Here is a 20,217-nt window from a genome sequence, read left to right on the forward strand (position 1 = left end):
GAGCCGGGCTGCGGGACGTTCGGGCGGGGCGGGAAGTTCGGGTCGCTCATGTTGCGTCTCCTGTCGTTGCAGGCTGCCGTTCCGGGCGCTCACTGGTCGGGGTGCTCAGTCCGTGGACACCGTTCCATCCTCGCGGCTGCTGTGGCAGCATGTGTTCTGTGACACACCTCGTCTCCCACCTCATTATCGAGTAGCGCGCCCGGCCACCACACCGGACGCGCAAACCTCCCGCACCCTCGGGGGGTTTTTTTGTTGCCTGACATCACCCCCGTCGGGCTTCGAAGCGCCGGGCACGAGCTTCACGAGAGCGACCGCCCGGCGCGTGGGAACGACGAGGACCGGCGGCGCGCGGAAGCGTCCCGCCCTGATCCACCTAGAGTGGTCTCGCCCAGGCGGCACCGCTGGACCCCGAGATTCTCCCCAGAGAGCGGCACGATGACTTCCCAGGTGAACCCCGTAGCTCCTGCCACAGCGAGCGCACCCTCGACGTTCCACGTCTACGACACGACACTGCGCGACGGCGCGCAGCAGGAGGGCATGAACCTCTCGGTCGCCGACAAGCTGGCGATCGCCCCCCTGCTCGACGAGCTGGGCGTGGGGTTCATCGAGGGCGGCTGGCCCGGGGCCATCCCCAAGGACACCGACTTCTTCTCGCGCGCGGCCAAGGAGCTCACGCTCAAGAACGCGGTCCTGGCCGCGTTCGGCGCCACGCGCAAGGCCGGGATCAGGGCCGCGGACGACCAGCAGGTCCTCGCCCTCGTCGCGTCGCAGGCGCCCGTCGTGACGCTCGTCGCGAAGTCCGACATCCGCCACGCCGAGCGGGCGCTGCGGACCACGGGCGCCGAGAACCTCGCCATGATCACCGACACGGTCGCGTTCCTCGTGGCCGAGGGGCGCCGCGTGGTCCTGGACGCCGAGCACTTCTTCGACGGCTACCGGTTCGACCCGGCCTACTCGCGCGCTGCGGTCGAGGCGGCGTTCGCGGCCGGTGCGGAGGTCGTGGCGCTGTGCGACACCAACGGCGGCATGCTGCCCGAGTGGGTCGGCGAGATCGTCACGGAGCTGCGCGACGCCGTCGGGATCCCGGACGGGCTCTTCGCCCAGGCGGGCGACCCCCTCCTCGGTATGCACGCGCACAACGACTCGGGCTGCGCGGTCGCGAACTCGCTCGCGGCCGTGGCCGCGGGCGCCGCGCACGTCCAGGGGACGGTCAACGGCTACGGCGAGCGCACCGGGAACGCGGACCTCATCACGGTCGTCGCGAACCTCGAGCTCAAGCACGGGCGCACGCTTCTCGTCGACGGCGGACTGCAGGAGACCACGCGCATCGCGCACGCGATCAGCGAGATCACCAACATCTCCCCGTACGCGCGCCAGCCGTACGTCGGGGCGAGCGCGTTCGCGCACAAGGCCGGGCTGCACGCCTCGGCCATCAAGGTCGACCCGGACCTCTACCAGCACATCGAGCCCACGCTCGTCGGCAACGACATGCGCATGCTCATCTCGGACATGGCGGGCCGCGCCTCGATCGAGCTCAAGGGACGTGAGATGGGCTTCGACCTGTCGGACCAGGGCGACGTCCTCTCGCGCGTGACGCACCGGGTCAAGGAGGCCGAGGCCCGCGGGTACACGTACGACGCGGCCGACGCCTCGTTCGAGCTGCTCCTGCGCGAGGAGATCGCGGGCGAGCGGCCTCAGTTCTTCCGGGTCGAGAGCTGGCGCACGATCGTCGAGCGGGCCGGGGGGCGCGGCACCGAGGCGACGGCGGAGGCGACCGTCAAGCTGCATGCCGGCGGCAAGCGCATCGTCAAGACGGGCGAAGGCAACGGACCCGTGAACGCGCTCGACCACGCGCTACGGCTCGCCCTGCGACGCGTGTACCCGGAGATCGAGGCGTTCGAGCTGATCGACTTCAAGGTCCGCATCCTCGACACCGAGCAGGGCACGGACGCCATCACGCGCGTCCTCATCGAGATGACCGACGGGGCGACCTCCTGGTCGACGGTGGGCGTCGGACCGAACCTCATCGAGGCGGCCTGGGAGGCGCTGACGGACTCCGCGATCTACGGGCTGATCCACGCGGACGTGCAGCCGCGCTGAACCAGCAGCCCGCGCCCTGACTCCGGGCGCACGCGATCACGTGTCAGAGGGAGCGTGACCTCCGGGTCACGCTCCCTCTGGCACGTCGGGGTGCGACGGTCAGGCGCGGGTCGCGGCCTCGAGCAGCTCGACGACGTGCACGTAGTCCTCGCCCGTCGCCCGGCTCAGACCCATCTCGCACGTCCGGTTGCTCGACGCGTACGCGTCCGCACGGCCGTGCTCGCGAGCGTGGGCCGCGACCTCGGTGGCCTCGGCATGCGTCGCCGCGGCCGTCAGCTCGGGGTGGAGCATCCCGCGGTCGCCCGCGAAGCCGCAGCACCCCGCGTCGAGCGGGAGCACGACGTCGTCGGCCACCGCGCGCGCGACGGCCTCGAGGTCGCCGACGACCCCCAGGTGGATCGACGAGCACGTGGGGTGCAGCACGAGCGAGGCCAGCGTGCTGCCCGTCGTCCGAGGGTCGAGCCCGGTCGCCTCGAGCGCGGGCAGCACGTCGTGCCGCACGAACGTCACGGTGTCCAGGACGCGCAGCCGCTCGAACCGCTCGCGGGCGTCGCCCGAGAGGTGCGCGCCGATCCCCTCGAGGCCGTGCGTGCAGCTCGACGCGTCCGAGACCACGGGCAGGCGGCCGCCGTCCGTGGCCGCCCAGAGCGCGTCGAAGGTCCGCTCGGCCATCGCCGTGGCCCCGTCGGTCAGGCCCTTGGAGACCCAGGGCGTGCCGCAGCACAGGCCCCCGACTCCCTCGGGGATCGCGACCGAGATCCCGGCGCGCTCGCAGAGCGCGAGGAACGCCGGCCCGACGCCGCCCGGGCTGGGCGAGGCCTCCGCGGGCGAGAAGAGCGAGCCCATGCACGACTGGAAGAAGACGACGCTCGCACCGGCAGCTGCCCCGACGCCGACGCTCGCCGGTCCGTGCGCCGGACGGTCGCCGGGGGAGACCCGGCGTGGCCCAGGGCCCGGCAGGTCGGTGCCCACGAGCGGCACGACGTCGTCGCCCAGCACCGCGCGCCCCACCTTCGAGGCGGCCGTGACCAGGGGCGTGGGCACCAGGTCGACCACGCCGAGCGCGCCGCGCAGGCCCGTGACCGCGCCGCCCCAGTGGTCGGCGGCCACGCGCCCGGCGCGCTGGACCACGGCCCCGTGGCGCTGCGCGCGACGGACCTTCATGACCTTGCCCGTGTCGATCCCGACCGGGCACGCGGTCACGCACAGCGAGTCGACCGCGCACGTGTCGACCGCGGAGTACTCGTACGCGCGCTCGAGCTCGCGGAGCTCGCCCGGGGCGGCCGTGACCATCTCGCGCAGGAGAGCGATGCGCTGCCGGGGAGTCGTCGTGACGGTCCGCGACGGGCACGCGGGCTCGCAGTACCCGCATTCGACGCACCGGTCCACGACGGCCGCGAGGTCTCCCGCCGCGGCCGTCCCCACGGGCGGCACGAGCTTGAGGTGCTGCAGGTGCGCCTCGTCGTCGTCGGTGAGGAGCACGCCGGGGTTGAGGATGCCCTCGGGGTCGCACAGGGCCTTGACCTCGCGCATCACGGCGTACAGGTCGTCGCCGAACTGCCGCCGGACGAAGGGTGCCATGATGCGGCCCGTGCCGTGCTCGGCCTTGAGCGAGCCGCCGCGGCCGAGCACCAGGCCCACCATGTCCTCGGTGAAGGCCGCGAAGCGGTCGAGCTCACCGTCGTCGGACAGGCGCGGGGTGATCATGAAGTGCAGGTTGCCGTCCTTGGCGTGCCCGAACGTCACGGCGTCGTCGTAGCCGTGCTGCGCGAAGAGCCCACCCAGGTCGCGGACCGTCGCGGTGAGGTCGGGGACCGGGACGACCAGGTCCTCGAGCAGTGCCGTGCTGCCCGGGGCGCGGGCTCCCGCGACCGCGGTGTACAGGCCCTTGCGGACGCGCCACAGCCGCCCGCGGGCAGCGGGGTCGCGCGTCAGCTCGGCGGGCGTCGCGAGGTCGAGCGAGCCGACGACGGCCCGAGCGGCCTCCTCGAACGGTTCGAGCCCCGCGGCGCTCGTGGCCTGGTACTCGACGAGCAGCGCCGTCTGGGTCGTCGCGGTCGCGAAGGCCCGCATGGACGCGTCGGCGAGCGGGTCGGTCGCCGCGACGCGCAACGACGCGGCGTCGAGCAGCTCGATCGCCCGTGCGCCCGAGTCCGTGACGGTCGCGAGCGCCTCGGTCGCCTGCTCGAGCGCGTCGAAGACCAGGAGCGTGGTCGAGGCCGCGGGGAGCAGCGGGACGGTCCGGAACGTCACGTCGGCCACGAACGCCAGCGTCCCCTCGGACCCCACCACCAGGTGCTCGAGGATCTTGACGGGCGACTCGTGGTCCACGAAGGCGTTGACGCCGTAGCCCATGGTGTTCTTCATCGAGTACTGGTGCGCGATGGTCGCGCGCATGGCCGCGCTCGCCCGGACCCGGTCGCGGAGCCCGGCCAGGCCGCGGTGCAGCGCGGGCTCGAGCGCACGCAGCCGCTCGTCGGCGTCCGGCGCACCCGTGTCGAGCACGGTGCCGCTCGGCAGGACGAGCGTCATCGACTCGATCGTGCGGTACGCGGTGTCGACCGTGCCGCACGCCATGCCCGAGGAGTTGTTCGCGACGACGCCACCGATCGTGCACGCGATCTCGCTCGCGGGGTCGGGGCCCAGGCGTCGCCCGTGGCGCAGGAGCCTCCCGTTGACCGAGCGCAGCGTCACGCCCGGCTGGCAGCGCACGCGTGCGCCGTCGTCGTCGAGCACCTCGACGCGCGTGAAGCGCGTGCGCGTGTCGACGAGCAGGCCCGCGCCCGACGCCTGGCCCGACAGGCTCGTCCCGCCCGAGCGGAACGTGACCGGGAGCCCGCGGCGACGGGCCTCGGCGAAGGCGGCGACGACGTCGGGCACGTCCTGCGCGCGCGCGACCGCCTCGGGCCGCAGCAGGTAGTGCGACGCGTCGTGGGCCTGGGCGACGCGCGTCAGCAGGTCCGTGCGGATCTCGAGGGCCCTCGTCGTGGCGGCGGAGACGGTCGTCATGCTCGTGCCTTGCGCTCTCCGTCCAGCCGGTGGGGCTGGACCGCGTCGTAGGTGGCCTTGAGGTTGGCGCTCGTCTGGTCGTACAGGCGCTGGGCGACGCGGACGAAGAGGAAGTCGACGACCGCGAGCTGCGCGATGCGGCTCGACAGCGCGCCCGAGCGGAACTGCGTCTCGCGTGCCGTGGTGCCCAGCACGACGTCTGCCTCCTGCGCGAGGGGCGACTCGGGGAAGTTGGTGATCGCCACGCTCGTCGCCCCGCGCCGGTGCGCGATGCCGAGCGCGTGGTTGGTCTCGACCGTCTGGCCGCTGTGCGAGATCCCGATCGCGACCGCGCCCGGGCCGAGCAGCGCGGCCGACTGGAGCTGGAGGTGCGGGTCGGGGGACGCGAAGCACACGAGCCCGATGCGCTGGAGCTTCTGGGCGAGGTCCTGCGCCGTCAGCCCGCTCGACCCGACGCCGAAGACGTCGATCCGCGGCGCCGCCGCGACGGCCGCGGCGACCTGCTCGAGCGCCGCGAGGTCGAGCATGCGCGCGGTCTCCTCGATGGTCCGGGCCTCGTGGAACGCGATCTTCGCGACGACGTCCTCGGCCGTGTCCGTCTCGTTGATCTCGCCGTGCGCGACGTTCGAGCGCTCCATCTCCATCTCGCGACGCGACGTCGCCTGGGCGAGGTCGATCCGGAACTCCGGGTAGCCCGCGTAGCCGATCGCCCGGCAGAACCGCACGACGGTCGCCTGCGAGGCGCCCGCGCGCGCGGCGAGCTCGTTGATCGTCGACCCGACGACGGCGGTCGGGTCCGCGAGGACCGCCTCGGCGATCCGGGCCTCGGCGGGGCGGAGCGTCGGCAGCGCCTGTCGGATGCGGACGAGTCCGTCACCTGTCATGTCGGATCTCCTGTGATCGGGGTGGTCGTGGACGGTGCGGGAGCAGGGGGTTCGTCGCCGAGGCTCAGCCACGGAGCGTGGGCGACGAGGGGAGCGGCGGGTGCGGTGGAAGCGGCCGCGCCGCCCGTCGCGGTGCCCTCGGTGAGCAGCCTGGCGAGGTGGAGCGCGCCGTCGAGCGGGGTGCCCGCGGACGGGACGAGCTCGGCGTCGGGGCGCAGGGCCGCGAACCGGCGCGCGAGGGCGCCCGTCAGGGACGGGCCGGCCGCGAGGACCCCGCCCGTGGCCGCGGCGAGCGGCGGCAGGCCGGGGACGAGCGCAGCGGCGAGCGTCTCGGCCAGGTGGCGGCCCGCCTCGGTGAGGATCTGGACGCTCGCGGGGTCGCCCGCCGCGGCGGCAGCGGCGACGTCGGGCGTGAAGGAACCGAGCACCTGCGCTCGGTCGGGGCGTGTGTAGAGCTGGACGGGCCAGGTCGGGACGGGGCCGAACCGCGCCTGCGCCGCGGCGAGGAGCGGCCGCGAGCCACCCGTCGCGCGGCCGTCGTGGGCCGCGAGGGCGGCCCGCAGCCCGTGGGCGCCGATCCACGAGGCCGACCCGAGGTCGCCCAGGAGGTGCCCCCAGCCGTCGGTGCGTCGCCAGACGCGGCGGAGGTCGGTGCCGAGCGCGATCGCACCCGTGCCGACCGCGACCACGGCCCCCGCGCGCCCGCCCAGGGCGCCCAGGTGGGCCGTCAGGGCGTCGGCCGCGACGGCCGTGCGGTCCGCCGCGAGGGTCGTGCGGAGCGCGGTGTGCACCGTGGCGGGGTCCGGGACGAGCGTGGCGAGGCCCGTCGCGCCGACCGCGGCCGCGGCGACGACCGGGGGTGCGTCGTGGGACCCGGTCGTGGCCGCGACGAACGACGCGCACAGGTCGCGCACCACGTCGGCGACGTCGCTGCCGTCCGGGCCGATCGCGACGCTGCGCCCCGTGAGCTCGGTGCGGTGCGGCGCGTCGCCGGGGGCGACCGGGGGGTGGGCGGCGTCCGGCCGGGCGCCGGACGGCACGGTGGTCGCGACGAGCCTGCTGCCGCTGCCGCCCACGTCGATCGCGACGAGCCAGCGCGGAGGTCCCGAGGGCGCCGCGAGGGGGTGCGCGCGGCTCTCGGTGCGGGCGGGGTCGACGTCCGGCGTCCAGGTCACGCCTCATTCTGGCATGAAATTTCAGAACAGGACGAGACTACGGAGAAAACTTCCATAGGTGTCGGGGAGCTCCGTGCCGAGCGCGCCTCGGGCCCGCGGTGCGGTGCTGCTTGGAGGCTACTCCTCCTTGTGGTTCACGTCACGGGTGCTGGGTGGTCGCGGGGGCCCGCGGTGGGGCAGGGCGTGCGTCGCGCGACGTACCGTGGTCACCATGAGAGGCGAGTACAAGGTTCCCGGTGGCAAGCTCGTGGCGGTCGACGTCGAGACGGACGACGGGAGGCTGTCACGCGTCGCGCTGAGCGGCGACTTCTTCCTCGAGCCCGACGACGCCCTCGAGGACATCAACGCGGCCCTGACGGGGCTGCCCGAGACCTCGACCGTCGCCGACCTGACCCGGGCCGTCGAGTCCGTCCTGACGGACGACATCACCATGGTCGGGTTCTCTCCCGAGGCCGTGGCGATCGCGGTGCGTCGCGCGCTCGGCCACGCGACCGGGTGGGACGACCACGTCTTCGAGATCATCCACGAAGGGCCCGAGCAGCCCGCGATGCACCTCGCGCTCGACCAGGTGCTGACCGAGGAGCTCGACGCAGGGCGGCGCCGCCCCACGCTGCGCATCTGGGAATGGGGCGCGCCGGCCGTCATCATCGGCTCGTTCCAGTCGCTCCGGAACGAGGTCGACCCCGCAGGGGCCGACAAGCACGGCATCACCGTGGTCCGGCGCATCTCGGGCGGCGGGGCCATGTTCGTCGAGCCGGGCAACACGATCACCTACTCGCTCACCGTCCCCGCCTCGCTCGTCGAGGGGCTGAGCTTCGAGCGGTCCTACGCGTTCCTCGACGACTGGGTGCTGGGGGCGCTCGCCGACGTCGGTGTCGAGGCGACCTACAAGCCGCTCAACGACATCGCGTCGCCGGCCGGGAAGATCGCGGGGGCCGCGCAGAAGCGGCTGCGCGGGGGAGCGGTGCTGCACCACGTGACCATGGCCTACGACATCGACGCCGACAAGATGCTCGAGGTCCTGCGCATCGGCCGCGAGAAGATGAGCGACAAGGGCACCAAGAGCGCCAACAAGCGCGTCGACCCCCTGCGATCGCAGACCGGCATGGCGCGCGAGGACGTCATCGAGGCGTTCAAGGCCCACTTCCGCTCGCGGTACCGCACGGTCGAGGGTGGTGTCACGCCCGACGAGCGGGCGCAGGCCGAGGAGCTCGTGCGCACCAAGTTCGGGACCCCGGAGTGGACCGCGCGCGTGCCGTGACGCGGTAGGGGCTGGGCGGCGGCCTGCCGGGCGGCCCGGCGGCTCCCGCCTGCCTGGCTGCCGTGTGTGCGCTGCGGCGCGAGCCCGTGCGCTGCGCGCCCGTGTGGTTACCCGGGGCGCGGTGTGCCCCCGCGTGCCCCCGTGCGACGCCCAGGTTAAGAACGTGTCACAACTTCGCGACCGGCTTCCCTCTGCCCCGTTGTGGCGGTAATCTTCACGAACACCCAACCTGATGTAAGTTTGTTTCAGAGTCGAAGGGGCCCGAGGATCCGGTGCCCCACGAACGATCAGGTCCGCAGGGACGAACGGCTGGCCGCGACGCGGCAGCCGACCAGAAAGGAAGTCACGGCATGCAGCGACGCAGCACGGTGGCCGTCACGGGCACACTCCTCCTGGCGCTCGGCCTCACCGCGTGTGGCGGCGGGGACAGCAGCAGCGGCGAGAGCACGGGGGACGCAGCCGCCGCCGACCACTCCGGCGAGACCCTCACGGTCTGGATCATGGAGGGCACCAACCCCGACGGGGACGCCTTCTTCGACGAGGTCACCACCGCCTTCAAGGAAGAGACGGGCGCGGACCTCCAGATCGAGTTCCAGCCGTGGGCCAGCGCCCACGACAAGTTCACGACCTCCATCGCGGGCAACACCACGCCGGACGTCGCCGAGCTCGGCACCACGTGGACCGGCGAGTTCGCCGACGTCGGCGCGCTGTCCGACCTCTCGGACAAGATCAAGGACGCGGGCCTCGAGGAGGACCTGGTCCCCGGGCTCGTCGAGTCGGGCACGCTCGACGGCGCCCAGTACGGCATGCCCTGGTACGCGGGCGTGCGCTCGGTCATCTACCGCAAGGACCTCTTCGAGGCGGCCGGCATCGAGGTGCCGACGACCTGGGCCGAGCTGCAGACCGCGGCCGAGACGCTCAAGGCCGCGAACCCCGGCCTCATCCCCTTCCCCATCGCGGGCGACAGCCAGTACGGCGCCATGCCCTTCATCTGGGGTGCAGGCGGTGACCTGGCCGTCAAGGACGGTGACACCTGGAAGTCCGAGATCAACTCCGCGGACTCCGTGAAGGGCCTCGAGTTCTACACCGGTCTCGCGACCGAGGCGGGGCTGTCCACCGCGGCGGCCACGACGTGGAAGGAGACCGACCTCCTCTCAAACTTCGAGCAGGGCAACGTCGGCATGATGATCTCCGGCAGCTGGACCCCCGGCAAGATCCTCACGGACGTCCCGGACATGGCCGACAAGATCGGCGCGTTCCCGATCCCGGGCGAGACCGACGGGCTGTCGGACTCGTTCCTCGGCGGGTCGCACCTGGGCGTCTTCGCGGCCAGCGAGAAGCAGGACCTCGCGTGGGAGTTCGTCGAGATGATGACCACGGGCAAGTTCGCCGAGGAGTGGGGCAACCAGTCCGGCTACTTCCCGGGTCAGACCTCGCTCCTCGAGAAGGTCATCGAGGAGAACGACCCGCTCGTCGCGCCGTTCGCCCAGCAGATGGTCGAGGCCGGCGCCTCGGTCCCGGTGACGCCGCTCTACGGCCAGATCCAGGGCAAGAAGACGGTCGAGACCATGCTGCAGTCGATCCTCTCGGGCAGCGCCACGGTGCAGGAGGCCGCCGACACGGCGGCCGCCGACATGAACGAGACCTTCGGGTCCTGACGAACCCATGGCAGATCTGCACTCGGTTCCCGGCGCGTCGGCCGACCAGCTGACGCGCCGGGCCCCGGCCCCGGCCCCCTCGTCCACCCCGCGCCGCCGTTCCGGCATGCACGGCCTGCTCGGCCACAAGTCCCCGCTGCGCCCCTGGCTGCTCCTGGCCCCCGCGCTCGCCGTCCTCGGCATCCTGCTCCTGTGGCCCCTGGTCCGCGTCGTGATGATCTCGCTGCAGGACTACGGCCTGCGCCAGATCGCTTCGGGAGAGTCGAACTACATCGGGTTCGACAACTACGCCGCGATCTTCGGCGACTCGTTCCTGTGGACCGTCGTCCTGCCCAACACGATCGGTTTCGCGGTCGCGTGCGTCGTGCTGACGGTCGTCCTGGGCACGGCCGTCGCGCTGTTCCTCAACAACCTCGGGACGTTCTGGCGCACGATCTGCTCGACCGCGATCATGGTCGCCTGGGCCGTGCCCGCGATCACCGGCACCTACGTGTGGATCTGGATCTTCGACCCGCTCAACGGTCTGGTCTCCTCGGTGCTCGACTCGGTCGGGCTGATCGACCCGGCGACCACCAACTGGTTCACCGAGCGCCTGAGCTTCTACGCGATCGCGACGCTCAACGTGGTGCACCACGGCTTCCCGTTCGTCGCGATCACGGTCCTCGCGGGCCTGCTGACGATCCCCAAGGAGCTGCACGAGGCCGCGATGATGGACGGCGCCACTCCCTGGCGCCGGTTCTGGGCCATCACCGCGCCCATCCTGCGCCCCGTCTTCGCGGTCGTCACGATCCTGTCGACCATCTGGGACTTCAAGGTCTTCACGCAGATCTACCTGATGCCGGGCGGCAACGGCGGCAACAAGGACGTCTTCAACCTCGGCGTGTGGTCGTACATCCAGTCCTTCGCGCAGGGCAAGTACGGGATGGGCTCGGCGATCGCCGTGCTGCTCACCCTGATCCTGCTCGGGATCACCGTCGTGTACATGCGCACCCTGTTCAAGGAGGAGGAGCTGTGAGCGCCCTGACCGGTACCCCGTCCAGCACCCCGCGCGCCGGAGACCGCACGGGGGGTGGAACGACCGACGAGCGTGCCCCGCAGGTCCTGCGGACCAGGGCGCGCAAGCGCCCCCTGCCCACCGCGGGCAAGGTCGTGGGCATCGTCGCGCTGCTCGTCTTCGCGCTGTTCCCGGCCTACTGGATGTTCTCCTCGGCGATCGACCCCGAGGCCGCGACCCGCGGGGCACGGATCCTGCCCGCGGGCGTCACGTGGGACAACTTCGTGACCGTGATCGACGACGGCGGGTTCGGCCAGTACCTCCGCAACTCGATCGTCGTGGCGATCGGCGCCGTCGTGTTCTCCTCGGTGCTCGCGCTGCTCGCCGCGGTGGCCGTGAGCCGCTTCAGGTTCCGCTTCCGCAAGTCGATCCTCGTGCTCGTCCTCATGGTGCAGATGGTGCCCCTCGAGGCCCTCGTCATCCCGCTGTTCCTCCAGATGCGCACCCTCGGCATGCTCAACTCGCTCCTGGGTCTGACGATCGTCTACATCGCCTTCTCGCTGTCGTTCGCGATCTGGATGCTGCGCGGGTTCGTCGCGGCCGTCCCGGTCGAGCTCGAGGAGGCCGCGTACCTCGACGGCGCCTCGTGGGGTCGCATGTTCTGGAAGATCCTGCTGCCGCTCGTCGCTCCGGGCGTCGTCGCCACGAGCGTCTTCTCGTTCATCACCGCCTGGAACGAGTTCATCTTCGCCCTGACCTTCCTGCAGCAGTCGGCCAAGTACACCGTGCCGATCGGCCTGCAGAAGTTCTTCGGCGAGAACACGACCGACTGGGGCGCGGTCATGGCCGCCTCGACCCTCATCACGCTGCCCGTGATCGTCTTCTTCGTCCTCGTGCAGCGCAACCTGTCCTCCGGCCTGACCGCTGGGTCGGTGAAGGGATGACCACCGTGCACCACGACGCGCTGCGCGCCGTCAACGGCGTCCTGCTCCCCGGTTTCACGGGGACGGACGCCCCGGCCTGGCTGCTCTCGGCCTGCGAGGAGGGCCTCGCGGGCGTCATCTACTTCGCGTACAACACGCCCGACGTCGCCACGACGGCCAGGCTCTCGGCGAGCCTCCACGAGGCCGCGCCCGACCTGCTGATCGCGATCGACGAGGAGGGCGGGGACGTCAGCCGGCTCGAGGCCGCCACGGGGTCGAGCATCCCGGGGGCCGCGGCCCTCGGCGTGATCGACGACGTGGACCTCACCGAGCGGGTCGGGCTCGCGCTCGGCCGCCTGCTCGCCGCGACGGGCGTGGACCTCGACCTCGCGCCCGTGCTCGACGTCAACTCCCGGACCGAGAACCCCGTGGTCGGCGTGCGCGCGTTCGGTGCGACGCCCGACCTGGTGTCCCGGCACGGGGCCGCATTCGTGCAGGGCCTGCACCGCGCCGGGGTCGGGGCGTGCGGCAAGCACTTCCCGGGTCACGGCGCGACCGACGTGGACTCCCACCTGTCGCTGCCCGTGGTCGACGACCCGCTCGAGACGATCCGCGAGCGCGACCTGCCACCGTTCGTCCGGGCCTTCGAGCCCGACGTCGCGATCGACTCGATCATGACCGCGCACCTGCTGGTCCCGGCGATCGGCCCGCGGCCCGTCTCGCTCGAGCCCGCGGCCGCCCTCGTGGCGCGTGAGCTGGGCTTCGAGGGGCCCATCATCACCGACGCCCTCGACATGGGGGCCGTCAAGGGAGCCGACGGGATCGGCGAGGTCGCCGTCCAGGCGATCGAGGGAGGCGCCGACCTGCTGTGCCTCGGCACGACGGTAGGCCGCGACGACGAGGAGCTGTTCCGCCAGGCGCAGAGCGCGCTCCTCGCGGCCGTCGAGCAGGGCCGGGTCACGGTCGAGCGCCTGCTCGAGTCCGCGGCCCGCACTGCGCGCACGGTGCGCCGGGTGCGCGAGCTCCAGGCGTCCACGGGCGCGACGTGCGGCCCGACCGAGGCGACCGCCGCGCTCGAGGCGCTCGCCGCCGTCGGGCAGGAGGCCGCCGAGCGGGCCGTGCGCACGCACGGACCCCTCGCACGCTTGGACCCCACCGGGCCCGCGCCCGACGTGATCGACCTGCGCCAGCGGTTCGACCACGCGGCCGGGCGCACCGCCCAGCACGTCCAGAGCGCGCTCCGCGCGACGTTCCCCGGCACCGAGGTCCACGTCTTCTCCGACCCGGCCGGGTGGGAGGCGACTCTCGCCGCGGTCTCGACGGCCCGGCCCGCCGGCGACCCCGTCCGCCCCCTCGTCGTGATCACGCGTGAACCCGTCCCCGGCAGCCGCGAGGCCGCCATGCTCGACGCCCTGCGCGCCGCGCGCCCCGGGCTCGTCGTGGTGCACACCGGGTTCCCCGACGCCGTGCCCGCCTGGTTCGGGGACGAGACCACCGTGGTCGTCGCGTGCGGCACCGGACGTGCCAACGCGCGCGCCGCCGTCGGGCAGCTGACCGTCACCGCGGAGGTGACCCGATGATCGTCCTCGGCCTGTCCTCCGGCACGTCGGTCGACGCGATCGACGCGGCCGCCGCCGACTTCCACCTGGGCCCCGACGGGGTCCTGCGCATGCGCCCGCTGGGGCACACCGAGTACGAGTGGCCCGCCGCGCTCCGTGAACGCATCCTCAAGGCGCTGCCGCCGGCCCCGGTCGACATGGGCGAGGTCACGCAGCTCGACACGCTCATCGGGCAGGAGTTCGGCCGCGCCGGACGCCAGGCCATCGACGACGTCGCCGGTGGGGACGTCGACCTCGTCGCGTCGCACGGGCAGACGCTCTACCACTGGGTCGTGGGCGCCCGTGCGCACGGCAGCCTCCAGCTCGGCAACGCCGCCTGGATCGCCGAGCGCACCCGCCGCCCCGTCATCAGCGACTTCCGGGTCGCGGACATCGCCGCGGGCGGCCAGGGCGCACCGCTCGTGAGCGTGCTCGACGCGCTCTGGCTCGGGCGCGACCCGCAGTCCCCGGACGGCGCGCCGGCCGGGCTCAGCGCGGCGCTCAACATCGGCGGGATCGCGAACGTCACGCTCGTCGGCGAGGTCGAGGCACCCGTGACCGGGTGGGACACCGGGCCCGGCAACTGCCTCATCGACCTCACGATGCGCCAGCTCACGGGAGAGCCGTACGACCGGGACGGTGCCCTGGGCGCGACCGGGACCGTGGACCAGGCCGCGCTGCGCGCGCTGCTCGACGACCCGTACTTCGCGGCCAAGGCACCCAAGTCGACCGGTCGCGAGCTGTTCGACGCGACCTACGTGCCGCGCAAGCTCGCCGCGGTCCGCCCCGACCTCACGGGGGCCGACCTCGTCGCGACGCTCACCGAGCTCACCGCCGTGACCATCGCGGAAGGCCTGCTCTCGGTCGCGCAGGCTGCTGCCGGGCACGGCGCCCCGCGCGACCCGGCCCTCGGCGAGACGGACCCGCAGCGCGAGGTGCGTCGCGTCGTCGTCTCGGGCGGCGGGGCGCACAACCCGACCCTGCTCGCACGGCTGCGCGCCTACCTGCCCGAGGGGTGCGAGCTCCTCACGGCCGACCAGCTCGGCATGCCGATCGACGCCAAGGAGGCGTACCTGTTCGCGCTCCTCGGCTTCCTGTCGGCCCACGGGGTCGCCGGGACCGCCAAGGGCGAGCAGCGTCGACGCTCGACCGGGGCGCGCCGCGCGACCGTGCTCGGCTCGCTCACCCCGCCCACCCCGTTGATCTGGCCCGCGTTCACCGGGCCCATCCGCCGGCTCGTGCTGGCCAACACCCCGTTCGGGCTCGCCCCGATGCCGAAGGGAACGCACCGATGACCGACACCCGCCCCGCCACCCAGGGGGACCTCTCGGCCGGGCACGCCTCCGCCGCCGAGGACTGGCAGGAGGTGCTCCGGCTCGCGTCGCCGACCGAGGAGCGCAACCCGCGCACCACGGACATCGACCTGCTGCCCACGGCCGAGGTCGTGCGACGCATCACCGACGAGGACGCGGGCGTCGCGGACGCCGTGCGTGCCGAGGCCGACCGCATCACCGCGGCCGTCGACCTCGCCGTGGCCGCGCTGCGCGGCGGCGGCAAGGTCCACTACTTCGGGTCCGGCACGTCGGGCCGCCTCGGCGTGCTCGACGCGGTCGAGCTGCTGCCCACGTACGGCGTGGGCGAGGAGTGGTTCGAGGCTCACCTCGCCGGGGGCGCGGGCGCCATGATGCTCGCGGTCGAGGGGGCCGAGGACGACGTCGAGCTCGGCCGCGCGGACGCCGACGAGGTGCGCTCCGGCGACCTGGTCGTGGGTCTCGCGGCGAGCGGCCGCACGCCCTACGTGGGCGGCGCGTTCGACGTCGCCCGCGAGCGCGGCGCCGCGACCGTGCTCGTGAGCGCCAACCCGCAGGCGCGCCTCGCGTCGCGCGTCGACGTCGCGATCCTGCTCGACACGGGCCCCGAGGTCGTCACGGGCTCGACCCGCATGAAGGCCGCCACGGCGCAGAAGCTCGTGCTCAACACGTTCTCGACCGCGACCATGATCCGGCTCGGCAAGACCTACTCGAACCTCATGATCGACGTGCGCCCGACCAACCAGAAGCTGCGCGCCCGGATCGTGCGCATGCTCGTCCAGGCCACGGGGCTCGGGACCGACGAGTGCGAGCAGACCCTGCACCGGGCCGGCGGCGAGATCCACGTCGCGCTCGTCATGCTGCTCGCCGGCGTCGGCGTCGACGAGGCCCGCGAGGCGCTGCGCGGGGCCGGGGCGCCCGGCGTGCGCCGCGCGCTCGAGCTGCTGGGGGCCTGAGGGGATCGGGCAGCTTCCACGCCGAGGGACCCGGCCCGGGGAGCGGTGGGGCCGAGAGGTCGGATCGTGACGAAATGGGGGCCAGATCGTTATCTGGCTGGCATGCGGTACACGTGTCCCACGGTCGAGGATGGGGGGACACGACGCCGCACCATCAGCGGCGACATCCACGAGCAGGGGGAGTCATGGAAGCACACGGGCGATCATCGGGAGGAGCCAGGCGCATCGGCGCCGGCCGGGCCACGAAGCGGGCGGGCCTCGTGCTGGTCCTCGGCGCCACGCTCGTGGCGTGCGCGACCGAGGCACCCGCCGACAGCGAAGGACCCGGTGAGACGGTGGGGACGATCGCCGCGCCGGCCGAAGGGGCCGAGGCCGCGCAGGTGACGGCCGAGCTGGGCGCGTCCGTCGTCACCCCGGCGCCGCCGCACGTCGACCCGTCCGCGATCCGGTCCCTGCTCCTGCCGGAAGCGGGGGTCGTCACCGGCATCCCGGCGATCCAGGGGAACGTCATGACGATCCTTCGTGACGAGCCCCGGGTCCCCCCGGCGAACAGCCAGTCCCCGGCGAACTGCGACATCGCGGCGATCCTCTCGGGACTCGGCACCAGTGGCTACGCCTTGCAGGACACCCTCAGCCCCGGTGGGCGGCTCCAGCAGGAAGTCCACCTCTTCGCCGACGCGGCCGCGGCCGACGCCGCCTACGCGATCGTCCAGGACCGGGCGTCGTCGTGCCCCACCGTGACGATCGACTACGTCGAGGCCGGTGACCCGATCAGCGTCGAGGTCTCGGGCACTGCGGACACCACCGGCACCTTCCCCTCGCTCGCCCAGGACACGCGCCTCTCCGCCGACGCCTACTGGGTGACCGAGGGCTACAACGGCTACGTGCTGGTCGGCAACGCGATCGTGCACTGGTCGGCCGACGCGGCCAACTATCACGCCGAGCAGATGCCGCGGGTCGACCGTGCCGTCCTGGGGACGCGCAGCGCCGTCGAGGCGGTCGTCCTGGCGCACCTGCAGCAGTTCGCGACGTCGTAGCCGCGCGAAGGTCGCCCGGCACAAGGTGCGGGACCGTCCGCGGCATGCGGACGGTCCCGCGTCACGTCTCTCGCCGGTCAGTCGACGGCCGCGGTGACGGCACGTGCCCCGAACACTGCGGTCCCCACACGTACGATCGTCGCGCCCTCGGCGATCGCCGCCTCGAGGTCTCCGCTCATGCCCATCGACAGCTCACGTGCCTCTCCCGTCCCCGGGGCGCCGCTCGCGAGCACCTCGTCACGTATCCGGCGCAGCCGCTCGAACCCGGCGCGCACCAGCGCGGTGTCGGGGGAGTTCGCCCCGATCGTCATGAACCCCGTGAGGCGAAGACCCTCCAGGGCGGCGACCTGACGGGAGAGGTGCGCGGCGCCGTCGGGCCCCACCCCCGCCTTGGACCCCTCGCCCGACACGTTGACCTGGACCATGACGTCGAGCGTGCGGCCCTCACGCGCGCAGCGGCTCGCGAGCGCCTCGGCGAGCGCGAGCGAGTCGACCGACTCGACGCCCGTGGCCGTGGCCAGGACCTGGTTGACCTTGTTGCGCTGCAGGTGCCCGATCATGTGGACCCGGACGGAGCCGGCCGCGACCAGGTCGGCGAGGTCGGGGGCCTTGGCGACGAGCTCCTGGACGCGGTTCTCGCCGATCAGCGTCGCGCCCGCGGCGACGACCGCGCGGACCGCCGCGGCGTCCTGCGTCTTGGTCGCGACGAGGAGCTGCACCTCTTCCGGGTCCCGGCCCGCAGCCAGGGCCGCGGCGTCGATGCGCGCGCGGACCGCGGCGTAGCGGTCCGCGATGGTCGGGGTCGTGCCGAGAGGGGAGTCGCCGGGGGCGGAGCGGTGGGAGGACACGCGAGCAGTCTAGTTTTCGGCGGGCGCGCGCCGGGCAGGGGAGAGCCCTGCCCGACGGCGTCGCGTGCCCCGGGTAGACCGGTCGCGGAGCGCCGTGCGCCGGGCCGTCGCGGGGCTGCGCCCGCCGTGTGGCGCCGCCGACCCTCCGTGTGGCCGGGCTGGGGGAGAATCGGGGCATGAACGCGATCCTGAACGTCATCTGGCTGATCTTCGCGGGCCTCTGGCTCGCGCTCGGCTACGTCCTGGCCGGCATCATCTGCTGCATCCTCATCATCACCATCCCGTTCGGGATCGCGAGCTTCCGCATCGCCGGCTACGCGCTGTGGCCGTTCGGGCGGACCGTGGTCGACAAGCCGACGGCCGGCGCGTTCTCCACGATCGGCAACGTGATCTGGGTGATCTTCGCCGGGATCTGGCTCGCGATCGGGCACGTGGTCACCTCGATCCCGCTGTTCGTCTCGATCATCGGCATCCCCATGGGCATCGCCAACCTCAAGATGATCCCCGTCTCGCTCCTGCCGCTCGGCAAGCAGGTCGTGCCGACGAACGCGCGCTTCGGCGCCTGAGGCGTCAGGATCGGGTGGGAGCCGCCGACGTCGACGGTGACCTGACGTGACGACGACGGGAGAGCCGTGCGGGGTGGGAGCGGAGTCGAGGGGGTGCGTCCGGGCCTGAGCCTGCGACGCACCTGGTGGCGCGTGCTCGACTACGCCAGCGTGCTCCGTTGGCAGGCCGCGGGCATCACGTCCCGGGTGGACCCCGACGACCTGCGCGCCCCGGCACAGCCGGTCGGTCCGCCCGTCGTGCTCGTCCCGGGCGTGTACGAGTCGTGGCACTTCCTCCTGCCGCTCGCCACCCTGCTGCACGAGCACGGCGTGGCCGTCCACGTGCTCCCCGAGCTCGGCGACAACCGCCGGCCCGTCGCCGCCGGGGCCGCCGTCCTCGGCCGCTACGTCCGCGAGCACGACCTGCGTGACGTCGTCGTCGTCGCGCACAGCAAGGGCGGGCTCATCGGCAAGCTCGCGATGGTGCGCGACGACCCCGAGGACCGGATCGCGTCGATGATCGCGATCAACACGCCCTTCGCCGGATCGGCCTACGCGCGCTGGTTCGTCGCGCCCGCGGTCCGCGCGTTCATCCCGAACGACGCGACGATCGTGGCGCTGTCCGCCGAGCGGGCCGTGAACGAGCGCATCACCTCGGTGCACAGCCGGTGGGACCCGCACATCCCCGCGGGCAGCTTCCTCGACGGTGCGCAGGACGTCGTGCTCGACACCCCGGGCCACTTCCGACCGCTCGCCGACCCCCGGCTGCACGCGCTGCTGCTCGAACGGATCGTCGGGGCGTAGGGCTTTCCGCGGGCGGTCAGTCGCGGGGGAGCTGCAGGACGCGGGTCAGGCCGGGGGAGTCCGGGTCGTCGACGATCTCGACGCCGTCCAGCCAGGACCCGATCACGTGCGCGAGCTCACCGGGGTGGCTGAAGTTGATCGCGTGCGCTGCCCCCTCGATGAGGGCGACCGTGGTGTTGTCGCCCGCGAGGCGCCCCACCTCCCGCACGCGCGCAGGCGGCGGCATGAGCGGGTCCCTGCTGCCGATGACCGCGAGCGTGGGCACGGACGAGGTGATGATGCGCTCGAGCGAGGGGAACCGGGTCAGCTCGCTGAACAGGTGGAACGTGTTGATCGGCCCGAACTTCACGTAGTCCGGGACCGCCACGCGCGCCATCTGCCGGCTCTCGCGCGGACCGTCGGCTGCAAGCTGCCGGATGGCCCGCCCGAGGCCCTGGTTGTGCACACCCCCGGCAGGGGACACGAGCACGATGCGCTCGACCCGGTCCGGCGCGCTGTGGGCGACCTCGAGGCTGATGGGGCAGCCCATCGAGTTGCCGACCAGGACCACCTTCTCGAGCTCGAGGGCGTCGAGGATCTTGACGAGCGCGTGCGCGAGAGCAGGGATCCCGAGCGTGTAGTCCCACCGTTCGCTCTTGCCGTATCCCGGCAGGTCGGGGACGACGTTCGTGGCCCGCGCGGCGAGCACCCGGGCCGTGGGCATGAGGTACGAGCCGGAGATCGCGAAGCCGTGCACGTGGACGATCGGCAGGGCGTCAGGGACGTCGGCGCTGCGCCGGTAGAACACGGGGTGCCCCTCGACGTCGACGGTTCCCTCGGTCCATCCCTCGCCATTCGCGACCATGAGACCGATCGTGGCACTGCGGCCCTGCGGGGGCCACCGGTGCGGGTCGGTTGCCGGGCACCGCCCGGTCGGTTGCCGAGCACGAGGTTGCGGTCGTCTCGGTGCCCAGAACGACCACAACCTCGTGCTCGGCGAGGCGGACCCCCGCCGATGCCTCGCGGTCAGCGAGCCGTGAAGAAGCTCGGTTCGCCCCACCCGGCTACTTCGAGATGCGGCCAACGGGGGCCGTCACGCCACCGTGAACCCCCTTGGCCGCATCTCGATCGCTGCT

The 20,217-nt window shown here is 72.8% G+C and carries 16 protein-coding genes; 11 read left to right on the forward strand and 5 right to left on the reverse strand.

The features are described 5' to 3' along the window. Window positions 1–435: 435 nt before the first annotated feature. A complete protein-coding gene (cimA, locus tag OERS_RS17385; RefSeq protein ID WP_068627357.1) occupies window positions 436–2,100 on the forward strand; it encodes a citramalate synthase in 1,665 nt (554 codons plus the stop codon). A gap of 99 nt (window positions 2,101–2,199) precedes the next feature. Here cimA and OERS_RS17390 read toward each other — a convergent pair whose 3' ends face one another. From OERS_RS17390 to OERS_RS17400, 3 genes are read right to left on the reverse strand one after another with little or no spacing between them, the layout of a single operon-like run. Then, a complete protein-coding gene (locus OERS_RS17390; protein ID WP_068627360.1) occupies window positions 2,200–5,109 on the reverse strand; it encodes an FAD-binding and (Fe-S)-binding domain-containing protein in 2,910 nt (969 codons plus the stop codon). After that, window positions 5,106–5,993 carry a MurR/RpiR family transcriptional regulator gene (locus tag OERS_RS17395; protein WP_068627361.1) on the reverse strand — a complete coding sequence of 296 codons (888 nt, stop codon included), beginning with the start codon at window positions 5,991–5,993 and terminating at the stop codon, window positions 5,106–5,108. The genes OERS_RS17390 and OERS_RS17395 overlap by 4 nt, the downstream gene beginning before the upstream one ends. Next, a complete protein-coding gene (locus OERS_RS17400) occupies window positions 5,990–7,168 on the reverse strand; it encodes an N-acetylglucosamine kinase (protein ID WP_068627363.1) in 1,179 nt (392 codons plus the stop codon). The genes OERS_RS17395 and OERS_RS17400 overlap by 4 nt, the downstream gene beginning before the upstream one ends. Window positions 7,169–7,379: 211 nt before the next feature. Here OERS_RS17400 and OERS_RS17405 point away from each other — a divergent pair, with 211 nt between their 5' ends. The 8 genes from OERS_RS17405 to OERS_RS17440 all read left to right on the forward strand — a co-directional run bounded on the left by OERS_RS17405 (window position 7,380) and on the right by OERS_RS17440 (window position 16,905). Next, window positions 7,380–8,429 (forward strand): lipoate--protein ligase family protein, encoded by a 1,050-nt coding sequence (locus OERS_RS17405; protein WP_068627384.1) that lies wholly within the window; start codon window positions 7,380–7,382, stop codon window positions 8,427–8,429. A gap of 350 nt (window positions 8,430–8,779) precedes the next feature. Further along, the gene (locus tag OERS_RS17410; RefSeq protein WP_068627365.1) at window positions 8,780–10,087 is read left to right on the forward strand and encodes a sugar ABC transporter substrate-binding protein; all 1,308 of its coding nucleotides are present in this window, start codon (window positions 8,780–8,782) and stop codon (window positions 10,085–10,087) included. Between the two features lie 7 nt (window positions 10,088–10,094). Then, entirely contained in the window at window positions 10,095–11,102 is a 1,008-nt protein-coding gene (locus tag OERS_RS17415) for a carbohydrate ABC transporter permease (RefSeq protein WP_068627367.1), read from the forward strand. 86 nt (window positions 11,103–11,188) lie between these two features. Continuing rightward, window positions 11,189–12,025, forward strand: a complete 837-nt coding sequence (locus OERS_RS17420; protein ID WP_409365931.1) for a carbohydrate ABC transporter permease — start codon at window positions 11,189–11,191, stop codon at window positions 12,023–12,025. Further along, window positions 12,022–13,584, forward strand: a complete 1,563-nt coding sequence (locus OERS_RS17425) for a glycoside hydrolase family 3 N-terminal domain-containing protein (RefSeq protein ID WP_068627369.1) — start codon at window positions 12,022–12,024, stop codon at window positions 13,582–13,584. Before OERS_RS17420 ends, OERS_RS17425 begins: the two co-directional genes overlap by 4 nt. Then, the gene (locus OERS_RS17430; RefSeq protein ID WP_068627371.1) at window positions 13,581–14,897 is read left to right on the forward strand and encodes an anhydro-N-acetylmuramic acid kinase; all 1,317 of its coding nucleotides are present in this window, start codon (window positions 13,581–13,583) and stop codon (window positions 14,895–14,897) included. Before OERS_RS17425 ends, OERS_RS17430 begins: the two co-directional genes overlap by 4 nt. Then, window positions 14,894–15,868, forward strand: coding sequence for an N-acetylmuramic acid 6-phosphate etherase (locus tag OERS_RS17435; RefSeq protein ID WP_082848753.1), 975 nt, complete (start codon window positions 14,894–14,896; stop codon window positions 15,866–15,868). The genes OERS_RS17430 and OERS_RS17435 overlap by 4 nt, the downstream gene beginning before the upstream one ends. Before the next feature lie 185 nt (window positions 15,869–16,053). Beyond that, entirely contained in the window at window positions 16,054–16,905 is an 852-nt protein-coding gene (locus tag OERS_RS17440) for a hypothetical protein (RefSeq protein WP_139107914.1), read from the forward strand. 77 nt (window positions 16,906–16,982) lie between these two features. Here the strand turns inward: OERS_RS17440 and OERS_RS17445 are convergent, their stop codons facing one another. After that, on the reverse strand, window positions 16,983–17,753 hold the full coding sequence (locus OERS_RS17445; protein ID WP_082848754.1) for a YggS family pyridoxal phosphate-dependent enzyme: 771 nt from the start codon (window positions 17,751–17,753) through the stop codon (window positions 16,983–16,985). 176 nt (window positions 17,754–17,929) lie between these two features. Between OERS_RS17445 and OERS_RS17450 the strand changes: the two genes are divergently transcribed. Together OERS_RS17450 and OERS_RS17455 are read left to right on the forward strand one after the other, a co-directional pair. Next, window positions 17,930–18,319, forward strand: a complete 390-nt coding sequence (locus OERS_RS17450; RefSeq protein WP_068627376.1) for a YccF domain-containing protein — start codon at window positions 17,930–17,932, stop codon at window positions 18,317–18,319. A 93-nt stretch (window positions 18,320–18,412) separates the two neighbouring features. Further along, window positions 18,413–19,102 carry a lipase family alpha/beta hydrolase gene (locus OERS_RS17455; RefSeq protein WP_068627378.1) on the forward strand — a complete coding sequence of 230 codons (690 nt, stop codon included), beginning with the start codon at window positions 18,413–18,415 and terminating at the stop codon, window positions 19,100–19,102. 16 nt (window positions 19,103–19,118) lie between these two features. Here OERS_RS17455 and OERS_RS17460 read toward each other — a convergent pair whose 3' ends face one another. Further along, the gene (locus tag OERS_RS17460) at window positions 19,119–19,946 is read right to left on the reverse strand and encodes an alpha/beta fold hydrolase (RefSeq protein ID WP_068627379.1); all 828 of its coding nucleotides are present in this window, start codon (window positions 19,944–19,946) and stop codon (window positions 19,119–19,121) included. Window positions 19,947–20,217 lie beyond the last annotated feature (271 nt).

It is taken from the genome of Oerskovia enterophila, assembly GCF_001692445.1.
GTDB classification, from domain to species: Bacteria; Actinomycetota; Actinomycetes; order Actinomycetales; family Cellulomonadaceae; genus Oerskovia; species Oerskovia enterophila.